Origin of the sequence: Bradyrhizobium sp., from assembly GCF_052389815.1 — a bacterium.
Lineage (GTDB): Bacteria > Pseudomonadota > Alphaproteobacteria > Rhizobiales > Xanthobacteraceae > Bradyrhizobium.
The window spans coordinates 1-20,370 of sequence record NZ_JBQTHN010000080.1; the positions used below are offsets into that span (position 1 = coordinate 1).

20 protein-coding genes are annotated in these 20,370 nt (G+C 65.7%); 13 read left to right on the forward strand and 7 right to left on the reverse strand.

Annotation, left to right across the window (positions count from 1 at the left end; translation table 11 throughout):
* Positions 1 to 1,054 (reverse strand): AMP-binding protein (locus tag ACT4OC_RS13995; protein WP_444839588.1); only part of this gene is annotated, 1,054 nt, incomplete at its 3' end.
* Positions 1,055 to 1,287: 233 nt separating this feature from the next.
* Here ACT4OC_RS13995 and ACT4OC_RS14000 point away from each other — a divergent pair.
* The gene (locus ACT4OC_RS14000; RefSeq protein ID WP_444839589.1) at positions 1,288 to 2,202 is read left to right on the forward strand and encodes an NAD(P)H-dependent flavin oxidoreductase; all 915 of its coding nucleotides are present in this window, start codon (positions 1,288 to 1,290) and stop codon (positions 2,200 to 2,202) included.
* 124 nt (positions 2,203 to 2,326) lie between these two features.
* On the opposite strand, the gene ACT4OC_RS14005 is transcribed toward ACT4OC_RS14000, so the two are convergent.
* A complete protein-coding gene (locus ACT4OC_RS14005; RefSeq protein ID WP_444839590.1) occupies positions 2,327 to 2,971 on the reverse strand; it encodes a hypothetical protein in 645 nt (214 codons plus the stop codon).
* A 131-nt stretch (positions 2,972 to 3,102) separates the two neighbouring features.
* Here ACT4OC_RS14005 and ACT4OC_RS14010 point away from each other — a divergent pair, with 131 nt between their 5' ends.
* The 4 genes from ACT4OC_RS14010 to ACT4OC_RS14025 all read left to right on the forward strand — a co-directional run bounded on the left by ACT4OC_RS14010 (position 3,103) and on the right by ACT4OC_RS14025 (position 5,397).
* On the forward strand, positions 3,103 to 3,348 hold the full coding sequence (locus ACT4OC_RS14010) for a hypothetical protein (RefSeq protein WP_444839591.1): 246 nt from the start codon (positions 3,103 to 3,105) through the stop codon (positions 3,346 to 3,348).
* A gap of 142 nt (positions 3,349 to 3,490) precedes the next feature.
* The gene (locus ACT4OC_RS14015; RefSeq protein ID WP_444839592.1) at positions 3,491 to 4,144 is read left to right on the forward strand and encodes a hypothetical protein; all 654 of its coding nucleotides are present in this window, start codon (positions 3,491 to 3,493) and stop codon (positions 4,142 to 4,144) included.
* Between the two features lie 160 nt (positions 4,145 to 4,304).
* Positions 4,305 to 4,982, forward strand: a complete 678-nt coding sequence (locus ACT4OC_RS14020; protein WP_444839593.1) for a hypothetical protein — start codon at positions 4,305 to 4,307, stop codon at positions 4,980 to 4,982.
* A gap of 256 nt (positions 4,983 to 5,238) precedes the next feature.
* Positions 5,239 to 5,397, forward strand: coding sequence for a hypothetical protein (locus tag ACT4OC_RS14025; RefSeq protein ID WP_444839594.1), 159 nt, complete (start codon positions 5,239 to 5,241; stop codon positions 5,395 to 5,397).
* Positions 5,398 to 5,566: 169 nt separating this feature from the next.
* On the opposite strand, the gene ACT4OC_RS14030 is transcribed toward ACT4OC_RS14025, so the two are convergent.
* Complete coding sequence (locus ACT4OC_RS14030) at positions 5,567 to 5,812, reverse strand: cysteine rich repeat-containing protein (protein WP_444839595.1); 246 nt, start codon at positions 5,810 to 5,812, stop codon at positions 5,567 to 5,569.
* 236 nt (positions 5,813 to 6,048) lie between these two features.
* On the opposite strand from ACT4OC_RS14030, the gene ACT4OC_RS14035 reads away from it, so the two are divergent.
* On the forward strand, positions 6,049 to 6,309 hold the full coding sequence (locus ACT4OC_RS14035) for a hypothetical protein (protein WP_444839596.1): 261 nt from the start codon (positions 6,049 to 6,051) through the stop codon (positions 6,307 to 6,309).
* A gap of 5 nt (positions 6,310 to 6,314) precedes the next feature.
* On the opposite strand, the gene ACT4OC_RS14040 is transcribed toward ACT4OC_RS14035, so the two are convergent.
* Together ACT4OC_RS14040 and ACT4OC_RS14045 are read right to left on the reverse strand one after the other, a co-directional pair.
* Positions 6,315 to 8,252: an ATP-binding protein gene (locus tag ACT4OC_RS14040; protein ID WP_444839597.1), complete on the reverse strand. Its 1,938-nt coding sequence runs from the start codon at positions 8,250 to 8,252 to the stop codon at positions 6,315 to 6,317.
* Positions 8,249 to 8,926, reverse strand: coding sequence for a response regulator (locus ACT4OC_RS14045; protein WP_444839598.1), 678 nt, complete (start codon positions 8,924 to 8,926; stop codon positions 8,249 to 8,251). The genes ACT4OC_RS14040 and ACT4OC_RS14045 overlap by 4 nt, the downstream gene beginning before the upstream one ends.
* A gap of 338 nt (positions 8,927 to 9,264) precedes the next feature.
* Here ACT4OC_RS14045 and ACT4OC_RS14050 point away from each other — a divergent pair, with 338 nt between their 5' ends.
* From ACT4OC_RS14050 to ACT4OC_RS14065, 4 genes are all read left to right on the forward strand, one after another.
* A complete protein-coding gene (locus ACT4OC_RS14050) occupies positions 9,265 to 9,471 on the forward strand; it encodes a hypothetical protein (RefSeq protein WP_444839599.1) in 207 nt (68 codons plus the stop codon).
* An 87-nt stretch (positions 9,472 to 9,558) separates the two neighbouring features.
* On the forward strand, positions 9,559 to 10,581 hold the full coding sequence (locus tag ACT4OC_RS14055) for a radical SAM protein (protein ID WP_444839600.1): 1,023 nt from the start codon (positions 9,559 to 9,561) through the stop codon (positions 10,579 to 10,581).
* Entirely contained in the window at positions 10,569 to 11,999 is a 1,431-nt protein-coding gene (locus ACT4OC_RS14060; protein ID WP_444839601.1) for a radical SAM protein, read from the forward strand. Before ACT4OC_RS14055 ends, ACT4OC_RS14060 begins: the two co-directional genes overlap by 13 nt.
* Positions 12,000 to 12,008: 9 nt before the next feature.
* Positions 12,009 to 13,232 carry a hypothetical protein gene (locus tag ACT4OC_RS14065; RefSeq protein ID WP_444839602.1) on the forward strand — a complete coding sequence of 408 codons (1,224 nt, stop codon included), beginning with the start codon at positions 12,009 to 12,011 and terminating at the stop codon, positions 13,230 to 13,232.
* A 118-nt stretch (positions 13,233 to 13,350) separates the two neighbouring features.
* Here ACT4OC_RS14065 and ACT4OC_RS14070 read toward each other — a convergent pair whose 3' ends face one another.
* Entirely contained in the window at positions 13,351 to 14,772 is a 1,422-nt protein-coding gene (locus tag ACT4OC_RS14070) for a UDP-N-acetylmuramate--L-alanine ligase (protein ID WP_444839603.1), read from the reverse strand.
* 33 nt (positions 14,773 to 14,805) lie between these two features.
* Positions 14,806 to 15,585: a 2-keto-4-pentenoate hydratase gene (locus ACT4OC_RS14075; protein WP_444839604.1), complete on the reverse strand. Its 780-nt coding sequence runs from the start codon at positions 15,583 to 15,585 to the stop codon at positions 14,806 to 14,808.
* Between the two features lie 308 nt (positions 15,586 to 15,893).
* Here ACT4OC_RS14075 and ACT4OC_RS14080 point away from each other — a divergent pair, with 308 nt between their 5' ends.
* From ACT4OC_RS14080 to ACT4OC_RS14090, 3 genes are all read left to right on the forward strand, one after another.
* Complete coding sequence (locus tag ACT4OC_RS14080) at positions 15,894 to 17,573, forward strand: cytochrome D1 domain-containing protein (RefSeq protein ID WP_444839605.1); 1,680 nt, start codon at positions 15,894 to 15,896, stop codon at positions 17,571 to 17,573.
* Between the two features lie 142 nt (positions 17,574 to 17,715).
* Positions 17,716 to 19,551, forward strand: coding sequence for a NapC/NirT family cytochrome c (locus ACT4OC_RS14085; protein ID WP_444839606.1), 1,836 nt, complete (start codon positions 17,716 to 17,718; stop codon positions 19,549 to 19,551).
* Between the two features lie 285 nt (positions 19,552 to 19,836).
* Positions 19,837 to 20,172, forward strand: a complete 336-nt coding sequence (locus tag ACT4OC_RS14090) for a hypothetical protein (RefSeq protein ID WP_444839607.1) — start codon at positions 19,837 to 19,839, stop codon at positions 20,170 to 20,172.
* The last annotated feature ends 198 nt before the right edge of the window (positions 20,173 to 20,370 follow it).

Consider the following 20,370-nt stretch of genomic DNA (forward strand, 5'->3'; position numbering starts at 1 on the left):
TGTCGTCGAGGATCTTCACCTCGCACGCCGCGATCGGGAAGCCGCAGGACAGGAACAGCTCGGGCGTCCTGGCATCGTGGTCGGCCTTGCGCAGCACGGAAACCGGATAGCATTCGGTCTGCCCGTACAGCTGCGAGAACACCGGGCCGATCCGCTCGATGCCTTCGACCAGCCGGCTCGGCGACATCGCTGACGCTCCGTAGAGCAGGAGCTCCAGCGAGGAGAGATCGGTTTTCGCCAGCGCCGGATGATCGAGCAGCACATAGATCATGGTCGGCACCAGCAGCGTGAAATTGATGCGCTCGCGCTGGATGGTGGAAAGCACCGCTTCGGGATCGAATCCCCTGAGCATGTGCACGGTGCCGCCGCGCATCAGCGTCGGCAACACCTTGGTGCCGGCGACATGGCTGATCGGCGCCACCGTCAGGTAGCTCGGCGTGTCCGGGATCTCGAAATCGGCGAGGATGGCGCTGGCAAAGCCAGAGAGCTGGTGGTGATAGCGCAGCGCGCCCTTGGACTTGCCCGTCGTACCGCCCGTGTAGTTCAGCGTCGCCAGATCGTCCGGCCCGGCGAGACAGCGCGCCGTCGCGCTGCCGGCAGCCTCGATTGCCTGCAACAGATCGGCGCCATAGCCGGCAGGCCCCATCGTGAACACCGTCTTCAGGCCCTTGGCCCGGGCAGCGAGGTCGCCGCCGCGGTCGCGGAAGGCAACTGCATCGACGATCAGCATCTCGGCTTCCGAATCCTCAAGCTGAAACAGCTGGTCGTCGAGCGAGCCCAGCGGATGCAGCCAGGTGATGGCGAGCCGCGACAGCTGGGCGGCGGCGCCCGCGCACCAGGTGTCGGCGCGGTTGGCGGTGAGGAAGGCGACGCGCGTGCCCGGCGCGAAGCCGAGCTTGGCGAATACGCCCTGCATCCGCCCGATCATGTCGGTCGCCGCCCGATAGGTCATCGAGCCGCCCGGCCAGGAGAACGCCGTGCGCGACGGGTAGCGCGCCAGCGCCCGCAAGGTCTGCTCGCCGACGACAGGACATGCGTAGAGCGGATGGCTCATGGGTGTGCTCCCTTACTTCACCGCTGTCATTCCGGGGCACGCGAAGCGTGAACCCGGAATCTCGAGATTCCGGGTTCGGTCCTGCGGACCGCCCCGGAATGACGGTGTTTGTCTTTGGCTTCTCTCATGCCAATGTTTGCCGGCAACGCTAGCAAGGGCCCGATCTTTTGCAAACAGCCGATCCACTCGCGCGCTTCCGCGACCGTCTCGCTCTCCCACTGATCGCCGCCCCGATGTTCCTCGTCTCCGGCGTCGAGCTGGTGGTAGCCGCCTGCCGCAACGGCGTGATCGGCTCGTTTCCGACGGTGAATTGCCGCGGGGCGGAACAACTCGATGCCTGGCTGGGCGAGATCGGCGAGCGCCTGCAACGGCACGCCGACGAGAGCGGCAGGCAGTCTGCACCGATCTGCCCGAACCTGATCGTGCACCGCTCCAACGCGCGGCTGGAAGAAGACGTGAAGATCCTGCTGCGTCACCGGCCCGAGATGGTGATCACCTCCGTCGGCTCGCCCGCGCCGGTGCTCGAGCCACTGCACGACGCCGGCGCGCTGGTGTTTGCCGACGTCGCCAGCATCCGCCACGCCGAGCGCGCGGTCGCCGCCGGAGCCGACGGCCTCGTGCTGCTCACCGCGGGCGCTGGCGGCCAGACCGGCTGGCTCAACCCCTTCGCGTTTGTGCGTGCGGTGCGCGCCTTCTTCGACGGCCCGATCGTGCTCGCCGGCGGCGTCAGTGACGGCCACGCGCTGCGCGCCGCCGAGGCGCTCGGCTGCGATCTCGCCTACATGGGCACCAAGTTCATCGCCACGCGTGAGAGCATGGCGGATGCGAGGTATAAAGAGATGCTGGTCGGCAGCAGCGCCGACGACATCCTGCTGACCACGGCCTTCACGGGATTGCAGACCAACATGCTGCGCCCCTCGATCGAAGCCGCCGGCCTCGATCCCGACAATCTGCCGGCCCGCGGCGCCATCGACATCGGCAAGGACATCGACATCGGCGCCCGCGACGCGCGCCCCAAACGCTGGAAGGACATCTGGAGCGCCGGGCATGCCGTTTCGGGCGTGGATGCGGTGCTGTCGGTGGACAAGCTGGTGGCGCGAACGCGAGAGGAATATCGCGCGGCGGCGGCGCGAATTGTGCTGCCGTAGCCACGTCCTCCACTGTCATCACCCCGCGAAAGCGGGTGATCCAGTACGCCGCGGCTTCTCGGCTCATCAACGACTGTCTCTGGAATACTGGGTCGCCCGGGCGAGCCGGGCGACGACAGCTGTACTAATTCCCCACGAACCACCATTCCTTGTCGTAGCGCTCGAGCCGCGTCGGCGGCTTGTCGGCGAACTCGAAGAACTTTTTGGGGTCGCCGTTCGGCGGCACGCGCAGGAAGCCGGTGAAATAGTGCTTCAGCCCGCGCGACATCGGGAACAGCACATAGACGCCTTCATCGACGTCCTCGATGACGATGTCGCCGCCGGCCGAGACGTGGGCATCGCGGCGGGGCAGCGCGATCATCTGCTTGTTGTAATCGACATTGGGCAACAGCTCGCCGCTCTCGACCCGTGCCACGATCTTCTCGCGGTCGGCGCGGTAGCGCCAGAAATTCTGGCTGAGGTAGATCTGCGAGAGCGGGGCGTATACCAGCGCGAGCAGCGCCGCCACGCAGATGGCAAAGGGAGCCGCGAACCTGGCGCCGTCTTTCCGGACGCGCAGCAACTGCGATGCCGACCAGAGCAGGCACGCGAAGAACAACAGCGCCGTCAGCGGCAGGATTCCCATCAGCACCAGCGCCGACGGAAGATCGCCCATCGACAGTTCGAAGGTCGCAATCGAGAGCGTCACCAGCGAGACGATGACGGCCGCCAGCACGCCCGCGCGCACCGAAGGCGCCGGCGCTTCGGTGGTCGTCTGCGTTCCTGCCATCGCGGGGCGTGTGTCCTGCAATGCGTCCTGCAATTCCCGGCTTAACCCGCCGTTAACCATGTCCGTCCCAACAATAGTCCGGGATGACGGCCCGCCGCCACACTCGGGCCGCCGCTGGATGAGGGATGGATATGGACCTCGAAGCGATTTGGGCAAAGCGGCCTGCCACCATCGAGGAGATCCGCTGGCGGGTGAGCAACGCGCTGGCCCGGCATCCGCTCTGCCGGGACGTGCAGTTCGAGGTCATCTCCATGCCCCGGACCCGCCGCGGCAACTGGACGGTCAGCCTGAAATCGGTGCGTTCGGACGCCCTGTTCGAGGCTCATGAGATCGTCGCCGACATCCAGGAAGCCTACGAGCTGGCCGCTGCGGCCTGATTCGCGCCGATTCCCGGCCGATTCGGCCCCGTTTCCGGAATTTTTTCCTGTTTACCAAATCTTCGGACGGCTCCGTTAAGCCTTAATTCACCCTCACTTTTCGGGAAATTGCGACAGGCGATCGGCGGAAATGGAGACGTTCTTGACCCGGGCCATCACGATTGTCGCGCTGACCTGCATTCTCGTGGTCGGTGCGGCCGCCACCTCCATCCTCGGGCGGGATAGCGTGCCGGCCGCCAGCGCCGACTATGCCGCTCCGTCGGCCAAGCTCCCCGTCGTCTCCAACAAACAGGCCAAGGCCGACAAGCTCGCCGTCGTGGCGCTCGCCACCGCCGCGGTCCAGCCGCAGCAGGCCATTCCGCAATTCCCCGAGCCGCTGCGCCAGGCCTATGCCGCGGCCGCGCCTGCCGATCTCACCGTGCCGAACGTCACCGCGCCGCCGGCGGCTCCGAAGCCGAAGCCGGCCGCCGCCAAGCCGCCCGTTCAGAAGAACTACACGCTGCTCTCCGACGTGCAGATCGCCGGCATCAAGGAACGGCTGAAGCTCTCGCCCGACCAGGAGTCCTACTGGCCCGACGTCGAGAAGGCGCTGCGCGCCATCGCCCGCAAGATGCATTCGACCAAGCAGGCCGATCCCGCCGCCGGCGCTCCCCCGATCGATCCTGACTCCGAGGAAGTCGCGCAGCTCAAATCGGCGGCGATGCCGCTGTTGTTCCAGCTGCGCGAGGACCAGAAGAGGGAAGTCCGCGCGCTCGCCCGCGTCATTGGCCTCGAACGCGTCGCCTCGATGATCTGACGCCAAAAGCCGGGTTCGCTGCGCATGATCCCGAAAAGTGGGAACCGGTTTTCGGACCAGATCACGTGCAAAACAAAATAAGCGTTCCCTTCTTCACTTCGCTCATGTCGCCGGAACATCGTTTTCCGCCGCACGTTGCCGCGTCGGAGGGAGACGAACGATGCGTACAGTCACCGCCTATTTCGCCGGCGTAGGAACCGTAGCCGTGGCGATCGCCGCAGGACTTGGGGGCGGGCTATTGCTCGGCGACATCATGAGCCCGCAGCAGCCGAAACATCAAAGCAGCGAGGTGACGCGGCTGGAGCAGCGCGCCTCGCCGCAGCCGATTCCGGCGACCAACGATGCCGCACAGCCGGTTCCCGACCGAGCGACCGGTCAAGCCGCCAACACTGCGGCCGAGCCGCCGCAGCCGGCGCAACCGCAACAGGCGCAGCCCCAACCACCGCAGCCCTCGCAGCAAACGCAGTCGCCGCAGGTCCAGCAGAATACCCAGGCGCAAGCCACGGCCGTCGCAGCGCCTGCGAACGCAGGCAACGAACAGCGCGCCGCGCCGGAGGATTCCTTCGCCAAGGCGCGTGACGCCGATTTGAAGCGCGAGGCCCGCCGCGCCGAAGACAAGCGCAAATACGAGCGCCGCCAGCAATGGACCGACAAGCGCAAATGGCGCCAGCGTCAGGACGAGGAGATGAGGGAGGTCGAAGCGGGCGTGCGGGAAGACAGCGAGCGCCGGCCGTTCTTCGGCAGGCGCGAGGCGCGCTTCGACCGCGGCGAGCCGCGCCCGATGTTCGGCCCGGAGCCGGGCTTCGGCCGCAGCTTCTCCCCGTTCGATTTCGACTAGATGTGAGCTGCGCGACGCGGCGCTTCGCGGCGACCGCAATGACGCCTTGATCGCGGTCCAGAGGATGGCCTCCGCACAGCGTCGCCGCTTCCACGATTCGATTCACGGGAACCGCTTGAGCGCCAGGCGGTGAATGCAACGAATTGGGGATCGTCTTACGATGCGCAAACTGGCCTTTGGAATTCTCTTCGCAACCCTCGCAACGCCGGCTCTGGCGTTTCCCGCCCGGCCCTTGGTCACGGACCACCAACACGCCTTGCACGATGTGGTCGAGGTCAAGGGCGGCCATGGCCATGGCCACGGCTGGGGCCGCGGTCACGGCCACGGCCGCGCGTTCGGCTGGAGCCGGGGCAGGAAAGTCGGCTGGCGCGGCTATGGCTGCCCGCCCGGCCTGTGGAAGCAGGGGCGCTGCTGATCGCCGGTTGGCGTGAATCGACGAAGGCCGCCCGATCGGGCGGCCTTCGCATTCCCGGTGCGAGCGGCGCCTAGAGCTTCGGTTCTGATTGAATCAGAACCGAAGCTCTGGATTCTTGATTTGACGCGTTTTCTTCACGCGAACCGGGTCCACTTCGCTTGAAAACGCTCTAGCCGCCGCGCGCTTCCACCACCTTGCGGCAGCCGTCCGACAGCTTGGCCTTGTTGGCCTTCAGGCAGGCGTTCATCTGCGGCGGCTTGCCGACATGCTCGGCGCAATATTTCCCGGCATCGCCCCGGCAGGCCATCTGCTCCTGCGGCGACGGCCCGGACTGCGCGGAGGCGGGCAGCAAGGCGCCTGCGGTGAGGATGACCAGGGAAAGCGTGACGGACGCGAGATAGTTCGAGATCTTCATGGGATGCGCCTCTGACGGTGAATGGATGTGCGGCTCGAACGAGCGGGGCGACCATCGTCGCGCCGCGGTTTGCGGTCCATGCCATGTTCATGGCGGGCGCGGCGCCCCCTGAAGTCGCATCCCATCTTCATGGCATGTTTCGGCGCGCGCGCTTGCGCCATCTAGCTCCCACGTCGGCTGCGGCGACCGGGGTCGGTCGCCTGCAAATCGCGACGTGCGAACAACGGGAGAGATTCATGTCAGGAAAATCTGGATGGCTGGTGGCCGGCGCGGCACTCGCGGCGATGTCGCTGGGTGCAGGCCCGGCGCATGCGGTGGTCTACTGCAAGACCGTCGGCGTGCCCAAGGGCTGCGTCGTGCGGCCGACCGCGGCCGTGGTGGTTGCGCCCGCCGCCGCCGTGGTGGCGACGCCGGGCGTCGGCGCGCCCGGTGTCGGCGTCCGCGCCGGCACGCCGATGAATCGCGGCGGCCCCGTCAACCGCGTCGGCGTGCGCTGATCCATTCAAGAAGTCGCGGCGTCGCTGTCGGGAAAGCGGTGAGGCAATTGCAGCCTCACGCGCGTCCCGTCGGCAGCAGAGCTCAGCCCAAGCTCGGCGCCGCAACGCGCGGCGCGGGTCTGCATATTGCGCAAGCCCCGCGCCGCCTTGCTGCCGATGGTGCCCCCGCCATCGGCAGCAAGTTTGGAGCCAGCAAGCTCGAATCCCCTGCCGTCGTCGGCGACGCTGATCTGGCCGCGCGCGATACCGTCCTCGCCGGCGATGGTCTCGATCCGCACCGTGATCCTGCTCGCCCGCGCATGCTTGACCGCATTGGTCAGCGCCTCGTCGAGTATGCGCACGATCTGGATCACGTGCCACGGCCGCAGCTCCGGGTGCACCGGCAGTCCTTCCGCGGATGCGATCTGCCAGTCCAGCGCAATGCCGTGCGGCCGCAGCTGCGCCATCGCGCGCTCGCGCCAGGAGCCGAGCGCCAGCATCAGGTCGCCGCCGATGTCGTCCATGGAATCGATGACGAGGCGCAGGTCCTTCAGCGCCGCGCGGGCCGCTTCCCCGATGCCGGCGCTGCCGTTGCCGCGCTCGCTGAGCGCCACGATGCTGACGAGCTGGCCGCCGAGGCCGTCGTGCAGGTCGCGCATCAGCCGCGCCCGCTCGCGCGCCAGCGCCGCGGCGCGCGCCCGTTCCTCCTCGCGCGCGAAGCTCGCCTTCAGCTTCTCCTCGGCCTCCGCTACCCGCGCCACCAACTTGCCGGCAAAGCCGTCGACCTGGTTGAGCGCGCGGGCGAAGCGCCAGGTCAGCCCGGCGCCGATCGCCACCAGCATCGCCGAATAGGACAGCCGCGCGATGAAGATGCGGTTGGGCACCACCTGGAACACCGAGAGCAGGTCGACGATCCAGCAGCTCAGCATGATCGTGACCGCACAGCCGAGCAGAAAACTGGCGACATTGCGCTGGCGCAGCGCCGAGCGCGCCGAGACCACGGCCATGATCGCGAGCGACAGCCCGACCGTCGGCACCGCGAGAACGGGAAACAGCGCGCGCGACCATGCCTGGCCGCCGATCAGGCTGCCCAGCGCCAGCAGGATTGCGGGCACGAAGATCACCAGCCACCAGCGCTGCCAGCGCAATCCGGCCAGCAGCAGCGTGAAGGTCAGCACCAGCGCGCTCTCCAGCGGCGCCGACGAGATCAGGATCACGCTCAGCCGCGACAGCGGCGTCTCGCCCATCGGCGTCTGCAGGAAGGCTTGCAGAAAACCCGTCGCCATCGCCGCCGCCAGCACGCCATAGGCCGGCTCGTGCCGCCGCATCACCCACATGATGCCGAGGATCACGGCGAGGATGGCCTGCCAGGCCGAGAACACCACCGGCAGCATCACGAACAGCTGGGTCCGCAAATCGTAATACGACCGCAGCGCCGCGTCGGGCCCGACCCAGACGCGGTCGAGGAAGCCGGGGATCGGTCCCCACACGAACAGGCGGATGGCGAGATCGTTGACGCCGTCGCGCAGCAGCGGCGCGGGAATGTCGGCGATGTCAGGCGTGTTGCGGTCGGGCCGGTTGGCGGCCGGATTGCGCCTCGAATCCTCGATCACGACGCCGTTGACCGAGATCTCCACGCCGTTGGTGAAGCGCGGCACGAACACCGACCAGGTCCGTCCGCCTTCGCTTGCCGGCCGGACGAACGGCGCGGAGAAGCGCGGCGAGGCGTCGGCCGGATAGCGCGGCGCGGCGAAGTGCGGCAGCGTCACCGCGCGCCCGGTGCCGCCCTCCGTCATGGTGAACTGCGTGAGGCGATATTCCGCCGGCGGCTGCGGCAGCGACTGCATCAGGCCGAGCACGCATAGCGCCGCGATCAGCGCCTGCAGCAGCAGGTAATTGACGACGCGCGTGGCGCGCCATCGCCGCCGCACCGGCAAGCCGGCAGATGCGCGCGCCTCGTTCACAGCTTGATCAGGCCCTGCTGCAGCGCCTCGAACACCGCTTCGCCTCGGGTGTGCACCTCGAGCTTGCGATAGATGCTCTTGATGTGTCCCGGCACGGTCTGCCGCGACAGGCCGAGATGGCCCGCGATCTCGGCGTAGGAAAATCCCTTGGCGATGCCCCAGAGGATGTCGATCTCGCGCGGCGTCAGTTTCGCGGTGTTGAGCGGCGGGCCGGGCGGCGGCTCGACCGAAACTTGCGTCCGTCGCACGATGAAGCGCGCGATCGAGGCCGAGATCGGCGAGTGGCCGGCGACGAGGTCGCGCACGGTGGCGGCGATGTCGGTCGGGAAGGCGTCCTTCAGGAGGTAGCCGGTGGCGCCGACGGTGATGGCCGAGATCACGCTCTCCTCGTCGCCGAGGATCGAGATCACCATGATCTCGGTCTCGGGCAGGCGCGCCCGCGTCTCGCGGATCAGGTCGACGCCGTGCCCGTCGGGCAATTGCAGGTCGGTGAGCAGCACCTTCGGCGCTGCTTCCGAAAGCGCGGCGCGCGCCTCGGCCAGCGTGCCCGCGGCCCGCACCCGGTATCCGGCCTTGTTCAGCGCATCCTGCAGCCGCCACGACGTCGGCGCGTCGTCCTCCACCAGCAGGATGGTAATCGCCTGGGCAGGCTGCTCATCGTTCAACGCATTCATCAAGGCTGCTCCGGCCGCCCCGTTCCCGCAGCCGGGGGCAGTCTAGCTGCGGGCGCGGATTTTGCGACACCCATGTTCATGGGGAGGGGCGCTGCTCGGCCCGGGGATGGACGGACATTGCGGCGCCGGATCGCTGCGGCTCCTTTCCGTGCGTCGCATCTGAAGGTTGGCGCTGCGATACCTTCTGTCGCAACGAGCGCGCGCCCTCCGGCCGTTGCGTAAAGGTTGTAAATCATGCTAAAGCACTTTCTTATTGTATTGCGTACCAGTTGCATACTCCATGTGCAGCCACCTGCTCGATCGTTTCATCCCGTGTCCCATAATCGGAGGAGGGTCCGATGGCCAAGAAAGTAGTTGTCACGGCGGTCAATAATTCGACTATTCAGATTACGTTGCCCGACGGGCTGAGCGTTCGTCCCGGCCAGGCCGTTCCGCCGGAAGTCCTGGAGATGGTGACGGCCTTTGCGAAGCTGCAATCTCGCGAAGCCGGTCCGGGCGAGCCGGAAGGCTCCTGGTGCATCGGCGGCTGCGGCGCCCAGCTCTAGTCCGGCCTTCAACTGATTTGCGCGATGCACTGCCGGTGAACGCTACGCGTTCACCGGGGAGCTTTCTTCGCGCGAGGAGTCGGTTCGATGTCGGGTGAGGTCGGGAGCTGTTGGTCTGCCGCAACGCCGCATGCCGCCGCGGTACCGGATGCGGACGGCGGCGCACGCGATGCGCGCGCCGACCACCGCCGTTTGGCCATCCGCAGCCTGACCCTGATCCTGACCCTGCGATGCCCGGCAGCGTGCGACCACTGCGCGACTTTCTCTTCGCCGGCAAGGCGGCAGGAGATGGATGCCGCTCTCGCCTTCTCACTTGCCGAGCAGGCTGCCGGTTGCGGCGTGTCGCTGGTCCTTTCGGGCGGGGAGCCGATGTTGCGCAAGCCGCTGGTGCTGGCGATTGCGCGACGGGTATCGCGCCGCGTGCCTTCGGTTGCCGTCTATTCGAACGCTTATTGGGCGCGCGATGCGACGGTAGCACAGCAGATCGTTTCCGAACTGGCGCGCGCCGGTGTCAACACGCTTCTAATGAGCACCGATCGGTTCCACCACCCTTATGTGCCTGCGGAACGGGTGGAGCATGCCGCGCGCGCCGCGCTCGATGCCGGGCTGCATTGCGAGGTGGCCGTGCCGACACCCGCCGGCGACGATGCCAGCCCGGCGCAGGTGACCCGGCTCAAGGCCATCCCGCGCCTTGCGGTCAAGGTACATGGGCTCTCGGCGACAGGCCGGGCGAGCCGGCTCCCGCAATCCATGTTTGGCCGCGGCATTCACGACCGCGCCTGCGGCATCATCGGCGAGCTTTCCGCGGTGGCGGACGGCTCGATCTATTGCTGCTGCGCCGGTTCGGTCGACGCGGATGCTTCCTCGCGGCTTTGTATAGGCAACGCCCGGCACGAGAGCCTGCAGCTTCTGTTCGAGCATTTTCGCAATGATCCGGTATTCGCCGACATTTGCTCGTCCGGGCCGCTGCGCGCCGCCATGCTCGAACATGCCCGCAACCCCGCTTTTGCCGCGCCGGACCAGTTCGAGTTCAACGACATTTGCACTACCTGTCGGCATTGCTTTTCCCGATCGCGAACCCTTGGAGGGGTATTGTCATGCTCGCAATAACCGCACTCAGGCGCTCCCGTTACACCAAGGACTTTACCTTGCCGGACGGCAGGGTGCTGTTCGCCAACCTGCTGTGGCGCACCTATCTGGAACTGGACGCGTCCGAAGCCATGACGGCGCGCAACATCATCAGGTCGGTGGACCAGGGCGGAGCCAACGAGCGCGATGCCAATGGCGACCTGCTCAACCGGTTGATCGAGAACAAGATGCTGATCGCGGCGGACCTCGACGAGGCCGGATTCATCTCGTCACGCTACGACGCCAGCCGCTACTCGCTCGGCAAGCTCGGCCTGACCATCGCGCCGACGATCGACTGCAATCTCGCCTGCGTCTATTGCTACGAGAACAAGCGGCCCGGCCGCATCACGCCGGAAGTCGAAGCCCAGATCGCCGACTTCGTATGCAAGGCGATGCCCGGCCGCAACAGCCTCACAGTCACCTGGTATGGCGGCGAGCCGTTGATGTGCAAGGACGCGGTGTATCGGCTTTCCGAGCAGTTCGTGGCGATTTGCAGGGAGCACAATGCGAAATACGAGGCGTTCATGGTCACGAACGGCCTGTTGCTGGCGCCGGAGGTCGCCGATCGCCTGGCCGGCTTCCCGGGTTGGCGCGCCGTGCAGTTCACCATCGACGGACACCGGGAAAGCCACAATCGCAAGCGGCCGGCGCGAGGCGGCCAACCCACCTTCGATCGCATCCTGCGCAATCTCGGCTATGCCGCGGGCAAGCTGCCGATGCTGATCCGGATGAACGTCGACAAGCAGAATCCCGAGCATTGTCACGAACTGCTCGAGACGTTTGCCGCGATGGATCTGGTGGGCAAGATCAGGGTGTATTTCGCCAACATCCACCCGTTCGGCGAAGGATGCCGCGACATTGCCGAGCGCGACGAGGTTTCGGTCGGCTCCAACAAGGATTTCGCGCCAATCGATCTTGCATTGCGCGCCCATGCCCAGAAGCTCGGCTTTTCCGGCCGTGACTGGTTCGGCGGTCCCTGGTTGCAGTCCTGCCAGGCCGTCAGCGCCACCTCCCTGGTCATCGAGCCGGATGGCAGCCTGCAGCGCTGCTGGATCGAGGTCGGCGAGGACGACAAGCGCATCGGCCACATTTCACGGCCGCTCGACATGACGACCGACAATGTCCTGCGCTGGCTTCGCTTCGATCCGACACGCAATCAGCCCTGCGTGGATTGCCACGTGCTGCCGCTTTGCTTCGGCGGCTGCCCGCATCGCCATGTCTACGGTGCGCCGGAAGAGCATACGTGCAACCAGATCCGCTACAGCGCCGAGGAGACCTTGGTGCTTGAATACGCGGCCAAGCACCGCACGGACCTGGTGGCAACGCTGCAGGAGGCCGCGATCGCGCGCAAGGGCGGGGGCGCCGGCTGCTCGTCCTGCACGCAGACACCCAAGATCTAGGTGTTCGCAATGGCCGATTTCGACACCCGTGACGTGGCGGATGTTTTGGACTTCTACTATCAGAGCTTTCGCGATGACGTCGCCTTGATGAGCGGGCTCAATCTCGCAAATACCCGTGTTTCGCAGGACCAGACCTCCGATATCCGCGATCTCAATGGCAAGGCGCTATTTCGCGACTACGCGATCGTTGACAGCAACGGCGCCAAAATCGGCCTCGTCCGCAGCTCGGGGGTCGGCGCCCAGCTGCCGCTGATCGATGCGATCTTCGTCGGCAGGTTGCTCTATGACGAGCGCACGGTGGAAGCTGGCGTGATTGCAAAGGCGGGCGTCGATTATCCGGGCGCGACCTTCGCCAGCAAGGGACTCGTCTGTTACGGCTATCCGCGTGTCGGGGTCAGGCTGACCGTGACCGGCAGCGGCGGTGGGGCGCCTTTCGACGTCGTTTACGACGCCCACATGGCATCGATGGTGCGCGAAATCCGCGGCGCCGCCCCGCCTGCCGAGGCCGGCTTTGCGGCGGCAAATGTCGAGGGGGAGCCGTTCTATTCCTACAGCGCGCGCCTGCCCGAAGCGGGCGGCGGGGCCGAGTTTGCGCCGCAATGGGGACGCGCGCTCGATTACATTCGCCTGATCTCGCGGAGCACGCCCGGTGGCTTCCGGCCCTCTTCGCGCCTGGAGTTCGGGGATGCCGTCGCGGCGATGCGCGCTGAGGCAGTCTCACCGGCCGACCGCAAACCTGCCATGCGCGGCATCACGCTGCCGATACCCCTGATCGGCCAGGAGACGCCGGTCTATTGCGCGGTCGCAACAGGCCAGATGATCCTCAACTATATCGGTGTGACGGGCCTCACCCAGCAGCAAATCGCGACGGCCTTCCGCACCACCTCGCGCGGCACCTTGAATGAAGACATGATCGCGGGCCTGGCGACGCTGACCGCCGGTCGCTGGTCCGCCACGCTCGACGAAGACCCGACGGCCGACAAGACGGCGCAATACCTCGCCGGATTCGTGCCCGGCAAATCGGGCATCTATGGCCATGCCCGCCTGATGCGCGGTTGGCGCGAATACATCTTTCTGGATCCGAATAGCGGGCGGCCATTCCTGACGACTTCGTTCTATCTGGTGAACGACCCCTATCCGACCAATGCCGGTCAATATGCCATGGAGGCGGTGAACAAGCCGATCCCGGATTTCTACCGCAACCTGTTGCAGCTCGTGCCGCCGCCGGCGTGAGCGGGCAAGGGGCAGGAAGAGCGGCGACTGCGGCAGGCCGGCTCGACGGCAAATCGGTTCCGATTGACGGAAATCATGCCAAGCCCCGGAATCACGAATGTTTTCTAGTCTAGCCGGCCTACGATGCCTGATGCGGAAACTTCATCTCAACCAGCAGCGGAATTCTCCGGATCAGCCCGCCAAGCTCGCCGGACGTCAATAGCAGCACCACGTCGTCCGCCCGCAACAAATCGCCCAGTCGCTGCAAGGCCTCGTCCGGGTCGTTGATCGCCTCGGCGTCGTAGTTCGCAGCTCTGGTGCGCGCGACGATCTCGTCCTGGGTCAATTGCGCATGGCCGGCGGCGCCTTGAGAAGCCGGCTCGAAGATGAAGATCCTGGACGCCCCCTCAAACACGTCGTCATAGGCCGCAATCGCCGCGCGGTTGCGCCAGGTGAAGGTATGCGGCTCGAACACCACGATCAGCCGCCGCTCGGGAAAATGTAGTTTCGTGGCGGCAATGGCGCTGCGCGCCTTCTCATAGGACGATCCGAAACCTTCGTAGACCGGCACCTTCGAGGCGGGCGAGAGCAGCTCCATGCGGCGCTTCACGCCCTGGAAGGTGCGCATGCCGGCGCTCAGCTCTTCCGGCGACAGCAGTTGCCTCTCCAGCAGCATCGCAGCGACGCCGACCATGTTCTCGATGTTGTGGTCGCCGAGCATCCGGGTCGAGAGCCGGACGATCTTCTCGCCGCCCCGCATCAGGTCAAAGCTCGTCTCCGCGCCGCGCGCGATGTTTTCGGCATGCCAGCTCGCCTTGTCGTCCAGTCCGTAGGTGACGGTGGCGCATGACAGGCCCGTGGTAAGCGCCCGCGCGTGAGGCTCGCTGCTGACGACCACGAGCCCGTCGGCCGGCAATGCGCCGAGCAGGCTGCGGAACGGGGCGAGATACTCCGCATGCGTCGGAAACACGTTGATGTGGTCGTGCGTCGCCGAGGTGAGCAGGACGCTGCCGGCGTTGTAGAGCAGGAATTTCGAGCGGTCGTCCCAGTTCGACGCCGGGTACTCGTCGCCTTCCAGCACGAAGGTCGCACCCCGGCCGCGATGGGCGTGCCGCTCGAGCCCATTGGTGATCTCGCCGATGAAATAGCTCGGGTCCTTGTTGGCCACCTTCAGGCACCACGCGAGCAGGGCAGTGCAGGTCGACTTGCCGTAGCTTCCCGCCACGACGATGTTGTCAGAATCGGCCGTCATCTCCTGCAGCAGTTCGGCGAACGAGCAGACCCGCTTGCCGCCTTCCATCGCGGCGCGGACTTCCTCGTTGCTGTCAGGTGTGAGCTTCGCGTTCTTGCCGATCACGACGACGTCGGCATCGTCGGGAAGGTTCTCCTTGCGATAGCCCGATGCGAAGGGAATGTTCTCGTGCTTCAGGTAATCGCTGACCGGCGGATAGAACCCTTCGTCGGATCCGGTGATCCGCACGCCCATCTGTCTCAGGAGGAGCGCGGTCGCGCTCATGCCTTTCCCGGCGATGCCGATGAAATGCGCCTTGGAAAACTTCATTGATCCCCGAATCCCGGTACTTGCAGTCTATGCCTACCGCACCTCTACCGCGACCGCTCCGATTCCCTCAAGGTCGAAGCGATAGTTCGCCGCTTCTTCCGGGAACACCGTCTTCATCACGCTGCCGGTCATCACCACCTGGCCGGCTTTCAGGGCTCGGCCGCGCGAGGCCAGTTGCGTCGCCAGCCATGCGGCCGAGTTGAAGGGGTGGCCGAGGATGTCGCGGCCGTGGCCTTCGCCGAACACTGCTCCGTCCTTGCTGGCGCGCCCGAGTACGGCTTCCAGATCGGGCCACGCGAGCGAAAATTCCGACAGCACGATGCCGGCATTCCAGGAATTGTCCGCCACCAGCGAACGCACGTCGAGGCTGGAATAATCGGCGCTGCGGTCGTCGACGATCTCGATCGCCGCGCAGACGCCGTCGATATGGGGCGCAATGGTCGCGGCGGTGCATGGCCCGCGCGGCACGTCCGACCCGATGCGGACGGCGATCTCGAATTCGAGGCCGATCCGGCCGAAATCCGTCCGCCGCACCGTGGCGCCCGACCGATGCACGCGGCTTGCCAGCACGACGCCTCCAATCGGATGATCGATGCCGCAAAATGTCTGCATCGTGGCCGAGGTCAGCCCGACCTTGTAGCCGACGGCTTCGCCATGCTCACTGCCGAGCAGCGCGACGTATCTGTCCTGGATGTCATAGGCATCGACAATCGTGGCCGGCCCGTCGGGCGGCGCGAGCGTCCTGAAGCGCGTATTGGCCTTGTGTTCGGCGACCAGCGTTTCGGCGGCGCGGGCGGCTGCGGTCTCTTGCATCGGTTCACTCCCTTTCGCCGATCCTAACGACAAATGCGCTCGCCGGGCAAATCCAGGACTATTCCGCTTAAGCGAATTGGTCGACTGCAAATCGGAAATTGTTGATGCCGTCCGCGGACACGGCCGGCGAAGCCGCGCGATCGCGAACGTGCATTATCTATCCTGTTGCTGATCCGCATGACGAAAGTGCAACGCCCGCCTCCCGAAAAAAGCGACGTAAGCGCGATTCTGCTTGACCGCGGTTAAGGAACGCAGCGCGCAGACAACTACCTTGCGCGCCATCTCAACGAAGAGAAGGGACTCGCACCATGACGAAGCCGACGATCAGCAATTCAGCAATGGGGCTCCTGGTCGGAGTTGCGATGGCGGCATTGACCGGCGTCGCTCATGGCCAGGCCCCGACACTCTCCAAGGAAGAGAAGGATCACGCCAAGAACGTTTACTTCCAGCGCTGCGCCGGCTGTCATGGCGTGCTGCGCAAGGGCGCGACCGGCAAGAACCTGGAGCCCGAATGGAAGCAGACGGCCAAGGACGGCAAGGTGACCGAAGGCGGCACCCTCAAGCTCGGCCAGGGGCGTCTGGAGAAGATCATCGCCAACGGCACCGACGGCGGCATGGTCAACTTCGACGACATCCTGTCGAAGGACGAGATCAGGCAGCTTGCCACCTACATCATGATGCCGCCGGACACCCCGCCGGAGTGGGGCATGAAGGACATGGTGGGCTCCTGGAAGGAGATCGTGCCGGTTGCCAAGCGTCCGACCAAGCAGGAGAACAAGATCAACCTCCAGAACGTGTTCTCCGTCACGCTGCGCGACGCCGGCGAGGTGGCGCTGATCGACGGCGACACCAAGAAGATCATCTCCCGCGTCAAGACCGGCTACGCGGTGCACATCTCGCGCCTGTCGGCGTCCGGCCGCTACGTCTACGTGATCGGCCGCGACGGCCTGCTCAGCCTGATCGACCTCTGGATGGCGGAGCCGGCCGTGGTCGCCGAGATCAAGACCGGCCTCGACGCCCGCTCGGTCGACACTTCGAAGTTCAAGGGCTTCGAGGACAAGTACGTGATCGCCGGCTCCTACTGGCCGCCGCAATACGTGATCATGGACGGCGACACGCTGAAGCCGCTCAAGATCGTCTCGACCCGCGGCATCACGGTCGACGGTGAATATCACCCGGAGCCGCGCGTGGCCTCGATCGTGTCCTCGCAGATCAAGCCGGAATGGGTGGTCAACATCAAGGAGACCGGCCAGATACTGCTCGTCGACTATTCCGACATCAAGAACCTGAAGACGACCACGGTCGAGTCGGCGAAATTCCTGCATGACGGCGGCTGGGACGCCTCCAAGCGCTACTTCCTGGTCGCGGCCAACGCCTCGCACAAGATCGCCGTCGTCGACACCAAGGAAGGCAAGCTCGCCGCCCTGGTCGACACCAAGAAGATCCCGCATCCGGGACGCGGCGCCAACTTCGTGCATCCCAAATACGGTCCGGTCTGGGCCACCGGGCACCTCGGCGACGACGTCGTCACCCTGATCGGCACGGCGCCCGACGATCCCAAGTACAAGCAGTATGCCTGGAAGGTCGTCGAGGAGCTCAAGACGCCGGGCGCGGGCAACCTGTTCGTGAAGACGCACCCGAAGTCGAAGAACCTGTGGGTCGACCTGCCGCAGAACCCGGAGAAGGAGGTCGCCGAATCCGTCTACGTCTACGACATCAACGACCTGTCGAAGAAGCCGGAGCAGATCAACGTCGCCAAGGCGGCGGGATTGCCGGAGTCCAAGGCGACCAAGCGTGTCGTGCACCCGGAATACGACGAGAAGGGCGGCGAGGTCTGGGTGTCGCTCTGGGCCGGCAAGACCGAGCCTTCGGCGATCGTCGTGTTCGACGACAAGACCCGCAAGGTGAAGACCGTGATCAAGGATCCGAAGATGATCACGCCCACCGGCAAGTTCAACGTGCACAACACCCAGCACGACATCTACTGACGCGGAAGACAGGCAGGGCTCCCTCGGGGCCCTGTCTGGTACCTCGATCGCCCGGCTTCTCGGCCGGGCCTTCGGGTATCTGTGTCCCGTCGGCCTGTGAACGCAGACCTCCCCACACGCCCGGTTTCGCATGGAGAACCCGATGTCAGCAGAGCGCAACGACGACAACAAGGTCTCGTCGCCCGTCGGATGGCTGGCCAATATCTGGCGAACGCTGCGCCGGCCCAGCGTGAAATATTCCGCGCTCACGCTGCTCGCGGTCGGCGGCATAGGCGGCGTCATCGCCTGGGGCGGCTTCAACACCGCCATGGAGGCGACCAACACGATGCCGTTCTGCACCTCGTGTCACGAGATGCGGGACAACGTCTTCAAGGAATATCAGACCACCATCCACTACCAGAACCGCACCGGCGTCAGTGCGGCATGCTCGGACTGCCACGTTCCGAAGGACTGGGTGCACAAGTTCGTCCGCAAGATCGAGGCGTCGAACGAGCTGCTGCACCATTTCATCGGCACCATCGACACGCCGGAGAAGTTCGACAAGAAGCGGCTGACGCTCGCCAAGAACGTCTGGACCTCGATGAAGAAGACGGACAGCCGCGAGTGCCGCAACTGCCATGTCCTGGAATCGATGAACCCGGAATTCCAGCGTCCGCGTGCGCGCAAGCAGCACCTCGAGGCAATGAAGTCCGGCAACACCTGCATCGACTGCCACAAGGGCATCGCGCACAAGAACGTTCGCAACCAGCTCGACGAGAAGACGCTCGAGCAGCTGGAAGCGCCGCTGGCGAGCTATGTGCGCGAGATTCCCCAGAGCTATCTTGCGGGCCTTGCCCGCGTCGAAAAGCGCGAGGCCGAGCAGGCCGTGGCGCGAAAGGCCGAAATCGAGGCCGCCGCGCAGGCGCTCGCCGCCGAGAAGATCGCCGCTGCCGGCAAGAGCGCGGCAGCCCCGGCGCCGGCAGCAGCTTCCGGCCAGGAGGCCGCGAAGCCCGCCGCAGGCGCGGCGCCTTCAGCTGCTGCTTCCGGCGGCGGGCTGGACTGGAGCGGCATTCCGGCCAGGACCGTGACGCTGTTCTATCCCGGCCAGGCCTCGTTCGAGTGGATCCAGACCGGCAAGGATCATGGCGGCGCGCGTCCCTTCAACAAGGGCGAGCGTTGCTCCGAATGCCATGCCAAGGAAGTAAAGGACATGGGCGCCAAGATCGTTTCGGGCGACAAGGCCGAAGCGACGCCGATACCCGGCAAGCGGGCGTTCGTCGACGTCCAGGTGCAGGCCGCCTACACCGCCGACGACGTCTACTTCCGCGTCCAGTGGCAGAACACCGCGCACAAACCGGTGCCGTTCGCCGACGGCGGCAAGATGGACCCTGCCAACGCCGCCAAGCTCGCGATCATGTTCGTGGGCAAGGACGTGGAGCGCGGCGAGCAGGCCGGCTGCTGGGTCACCTGCCATCATGACGGCCGCTACATGCCGGACTCGCCGAAGAAGGAGCAGCTTGCTTCGAGTCCCGCGGCCGGCGACCTCGACCTGTCGCAAGGGTTGACCAAGTACCTCGCCGAGACCCGCAGCGCGGTCGAGCTGAAGGGCGGCGACGGCGTGGCCCGCGGCGGCGGCGACAAGCTCAAGGGCAAGGACGATCTCGCCGCCCAGCTCGGCAAGGGCGCCTACATGGATCTGTTGCGCTACCGCTCCGGAGGCGATGCCGAGAACGGCCACGTCGCCGCGCAGCGCGTCATGAGCGGCGGCGCCACGGTGAAGGCCGAAGGCAAGCTCGACGGCGACACCTGGACCGTGGTGATGAGCCGCAAGCTGAAGTCGGACAAGCCGGGCGACATCTCGTTCGAGCCGGGCCAGCTCTACACCATGGGCATCGCGCTGCACGACGACTATACGTCGGCGCGCTTCCACCACGTCAGCCTCGAATTCCGCTTCGGCCTCGACGCCAAGGACGCCGAGATCGTCGCCGTCAAGAAATAGGCTCGCGCGCTATGAGATTAGTGTGAGCGGCAGCGGCATCGGGAATCACCTCTCCCGTTGGGAGAGGTCGGCGCGAAGCGCCGGGTGTGGGCTTGAGGGAAGCCGACGCTCTCTTTCCATCCGCTGGGGGGCGGCTGATGGGAGCGGTCTGTGCCAAGGCTCTTGATATCGCCAAACGCGATCACTACGTAAGGTTTTGACGCGACCGTCGATCTTGCGAAGGTCGCCATACGCATTGCACCGGATTTGTCGATGGTCGCGCGTGGCCCCGCAAAGGAGGGCGCCATGTTGCGATACGTTGTCTTTACGGCAATTGCTCTGACCGTCATTTTTACGTCGACCGCGGCCAGCGCGGGACCCTGTGCTTCCCGGCCGGATTTCGTCGCTTTCCTCAAGGACAATTTCGGCGAGCTTGAAACGGGCTACGGCTTGTCCAATCGAGGCCATCTCGTGGAGATGTTCGTTTCGCCGGACGGAAGCTGGAGCATCCTGTTGTCGCAACCTGACGGCCGGTCGTGTCTCGTGGATGCCGGCGAGGCCTGGATCGTGATGTCACCGGCAGGCCCATCGCGCAAGGCAGGAGAGATCGCACCCCTGTCGCATCCCGGGCGGCCGCGCTGACGCGCTTCCGCTGTTTCGTCACACTCGCTGTCGTCCCGGCGCAGGCCGGAGCGACAGGCTGTGGGTAGAGCGAAGAGGCTGGGCAAGTATTCGGAAGGCCTGTCAACTCGTAGAAAGTTCATTCTCTGCACTGCTTGCGCAATGACGGCAACAGAATATTTTCGGCGCTATGGCGTCGGACTGCGAATGGATTTCTAC

Excerpts from the sequence above, each read along its gene's own strand:
- ACT4OC_RS14000 (WP_444839589.1), top strand. The coding sequence starts at position 1,288 with ATGTTCCTCGTCTCCGGCGTCGAGCTGGTGGTAGCCGCCTGCCGCAAC.
- ACT4OC_RS14005 (WP_444839590.1), bottom strand. The coding sequence starts at position 2,971 with ATGGCAGGAACGCAGACGACCACCGAAGCGCCGGCGCCTTCGGTGCGC.
- ACT4OC_RS14010 (WP_444839591.1), top strand. The coding sequence starts at position 3,103 with ATGGACCTCGAAGCGATTTGGGCAAAGCGGCCTGCCACCATCGAGGAG.
- ACT4OC_RS14020 (WP_444839593.1), top strand. The coding sequence starts at position 4,305 with ATGCGTACAGTCACCGCCTATTTCGCCGGCGTAGGAACCGTAGCCGTG.
- ACT4OC_RS14030 (WP_444839595.1), bottom strand. The coding sequence starts at position 5,812 with ATGAAGATCTCGAACTATCTCGCGTCCGTCACGCTTTCCCTGGTCATC.
- ACT4OC_RS14035 (WP_444839596.1), top strand. The coding sequence starts at position 6,049 with ATGTCAGGAAAATCTGGATGGCTGGTGGCCGGCGCGGCACTCGCGGCG.
- ACT4OC_RS14045 (WP_444839598.1), bottom strand. The coding sequence starts at position 8,926 with ATGAATGCGTTGAACGATGAGCAGCCTGCCCAGGCGATTACCATCCTG.
- ACT4OC_RS14050 (WP_444839599.1), top strand. The coding sequence starts at position 9,265 with ATGGCCAAGAAAGTAGTTGTCACGGCGGTCAATAATTCGACTATTCAG.
- ACT4OC_RS14055 (WP_444839600.1), top strand. The coding sequence starts at position 9,559 with ATGTCGGGTGAGGTCGGGAGCTGTTGGTCTGCCGCAACGCCGCATGCC.
- ACT4OC_RS14060 (WP_444839601.1), top strand. The coding sequence starts at position 10,569 with ATGCTCGCAATAACCGCACTCAGGCGCTCCCGTTACACCAAGGACTTT.
- ACT4OC_RS14065 (WP_444839602.1), top strand. The coding sequence starts at position 12,009 with ATGGCCGATTTCGACACCCGTGACGTGGCGGATGTTTTGGACTTCTAC.
- ACT4OC_RS14070 (WP_444839603.1), bottom strand. The coding sequence starts at position 14,772 with ATGAAGTTTTCCAAGGCGCATTTCATCGGCATCGCCGGGAAAGGCATG.
- ACT4OC_RS14075 (WP_444839604.1), bottom strand. The coding sequence starts at position 15,585 with ATGCAAGAGACCGCAGCCGCCCGCGCCGCCGAAACGCTGGTCGCCGAA.
- ACT4OC_RS14080 (WP_444839605.1), top strand. The coding sequence starts at position 15,894 with ATGACGAAGCCGACGATCAGCAATTCAGCAATGGGGCTCCTGGTCGGA.
- ACT4OC_RS14085 (WP_444839606.1), top strand. The coding sequence starts at position 17,716 with ATGTCAGCAGAGCGCAACGACGACAACAAGGTCTCGTCGCCCGTCGGA.
- ACT4OC_RS14090 (WP_444839607.1), top strand. The coding sequence starts at position 19,837 with ATGTTGCGATACGTTGTCTTTACGGCAATTGCTCTGACCGTCATTTTT.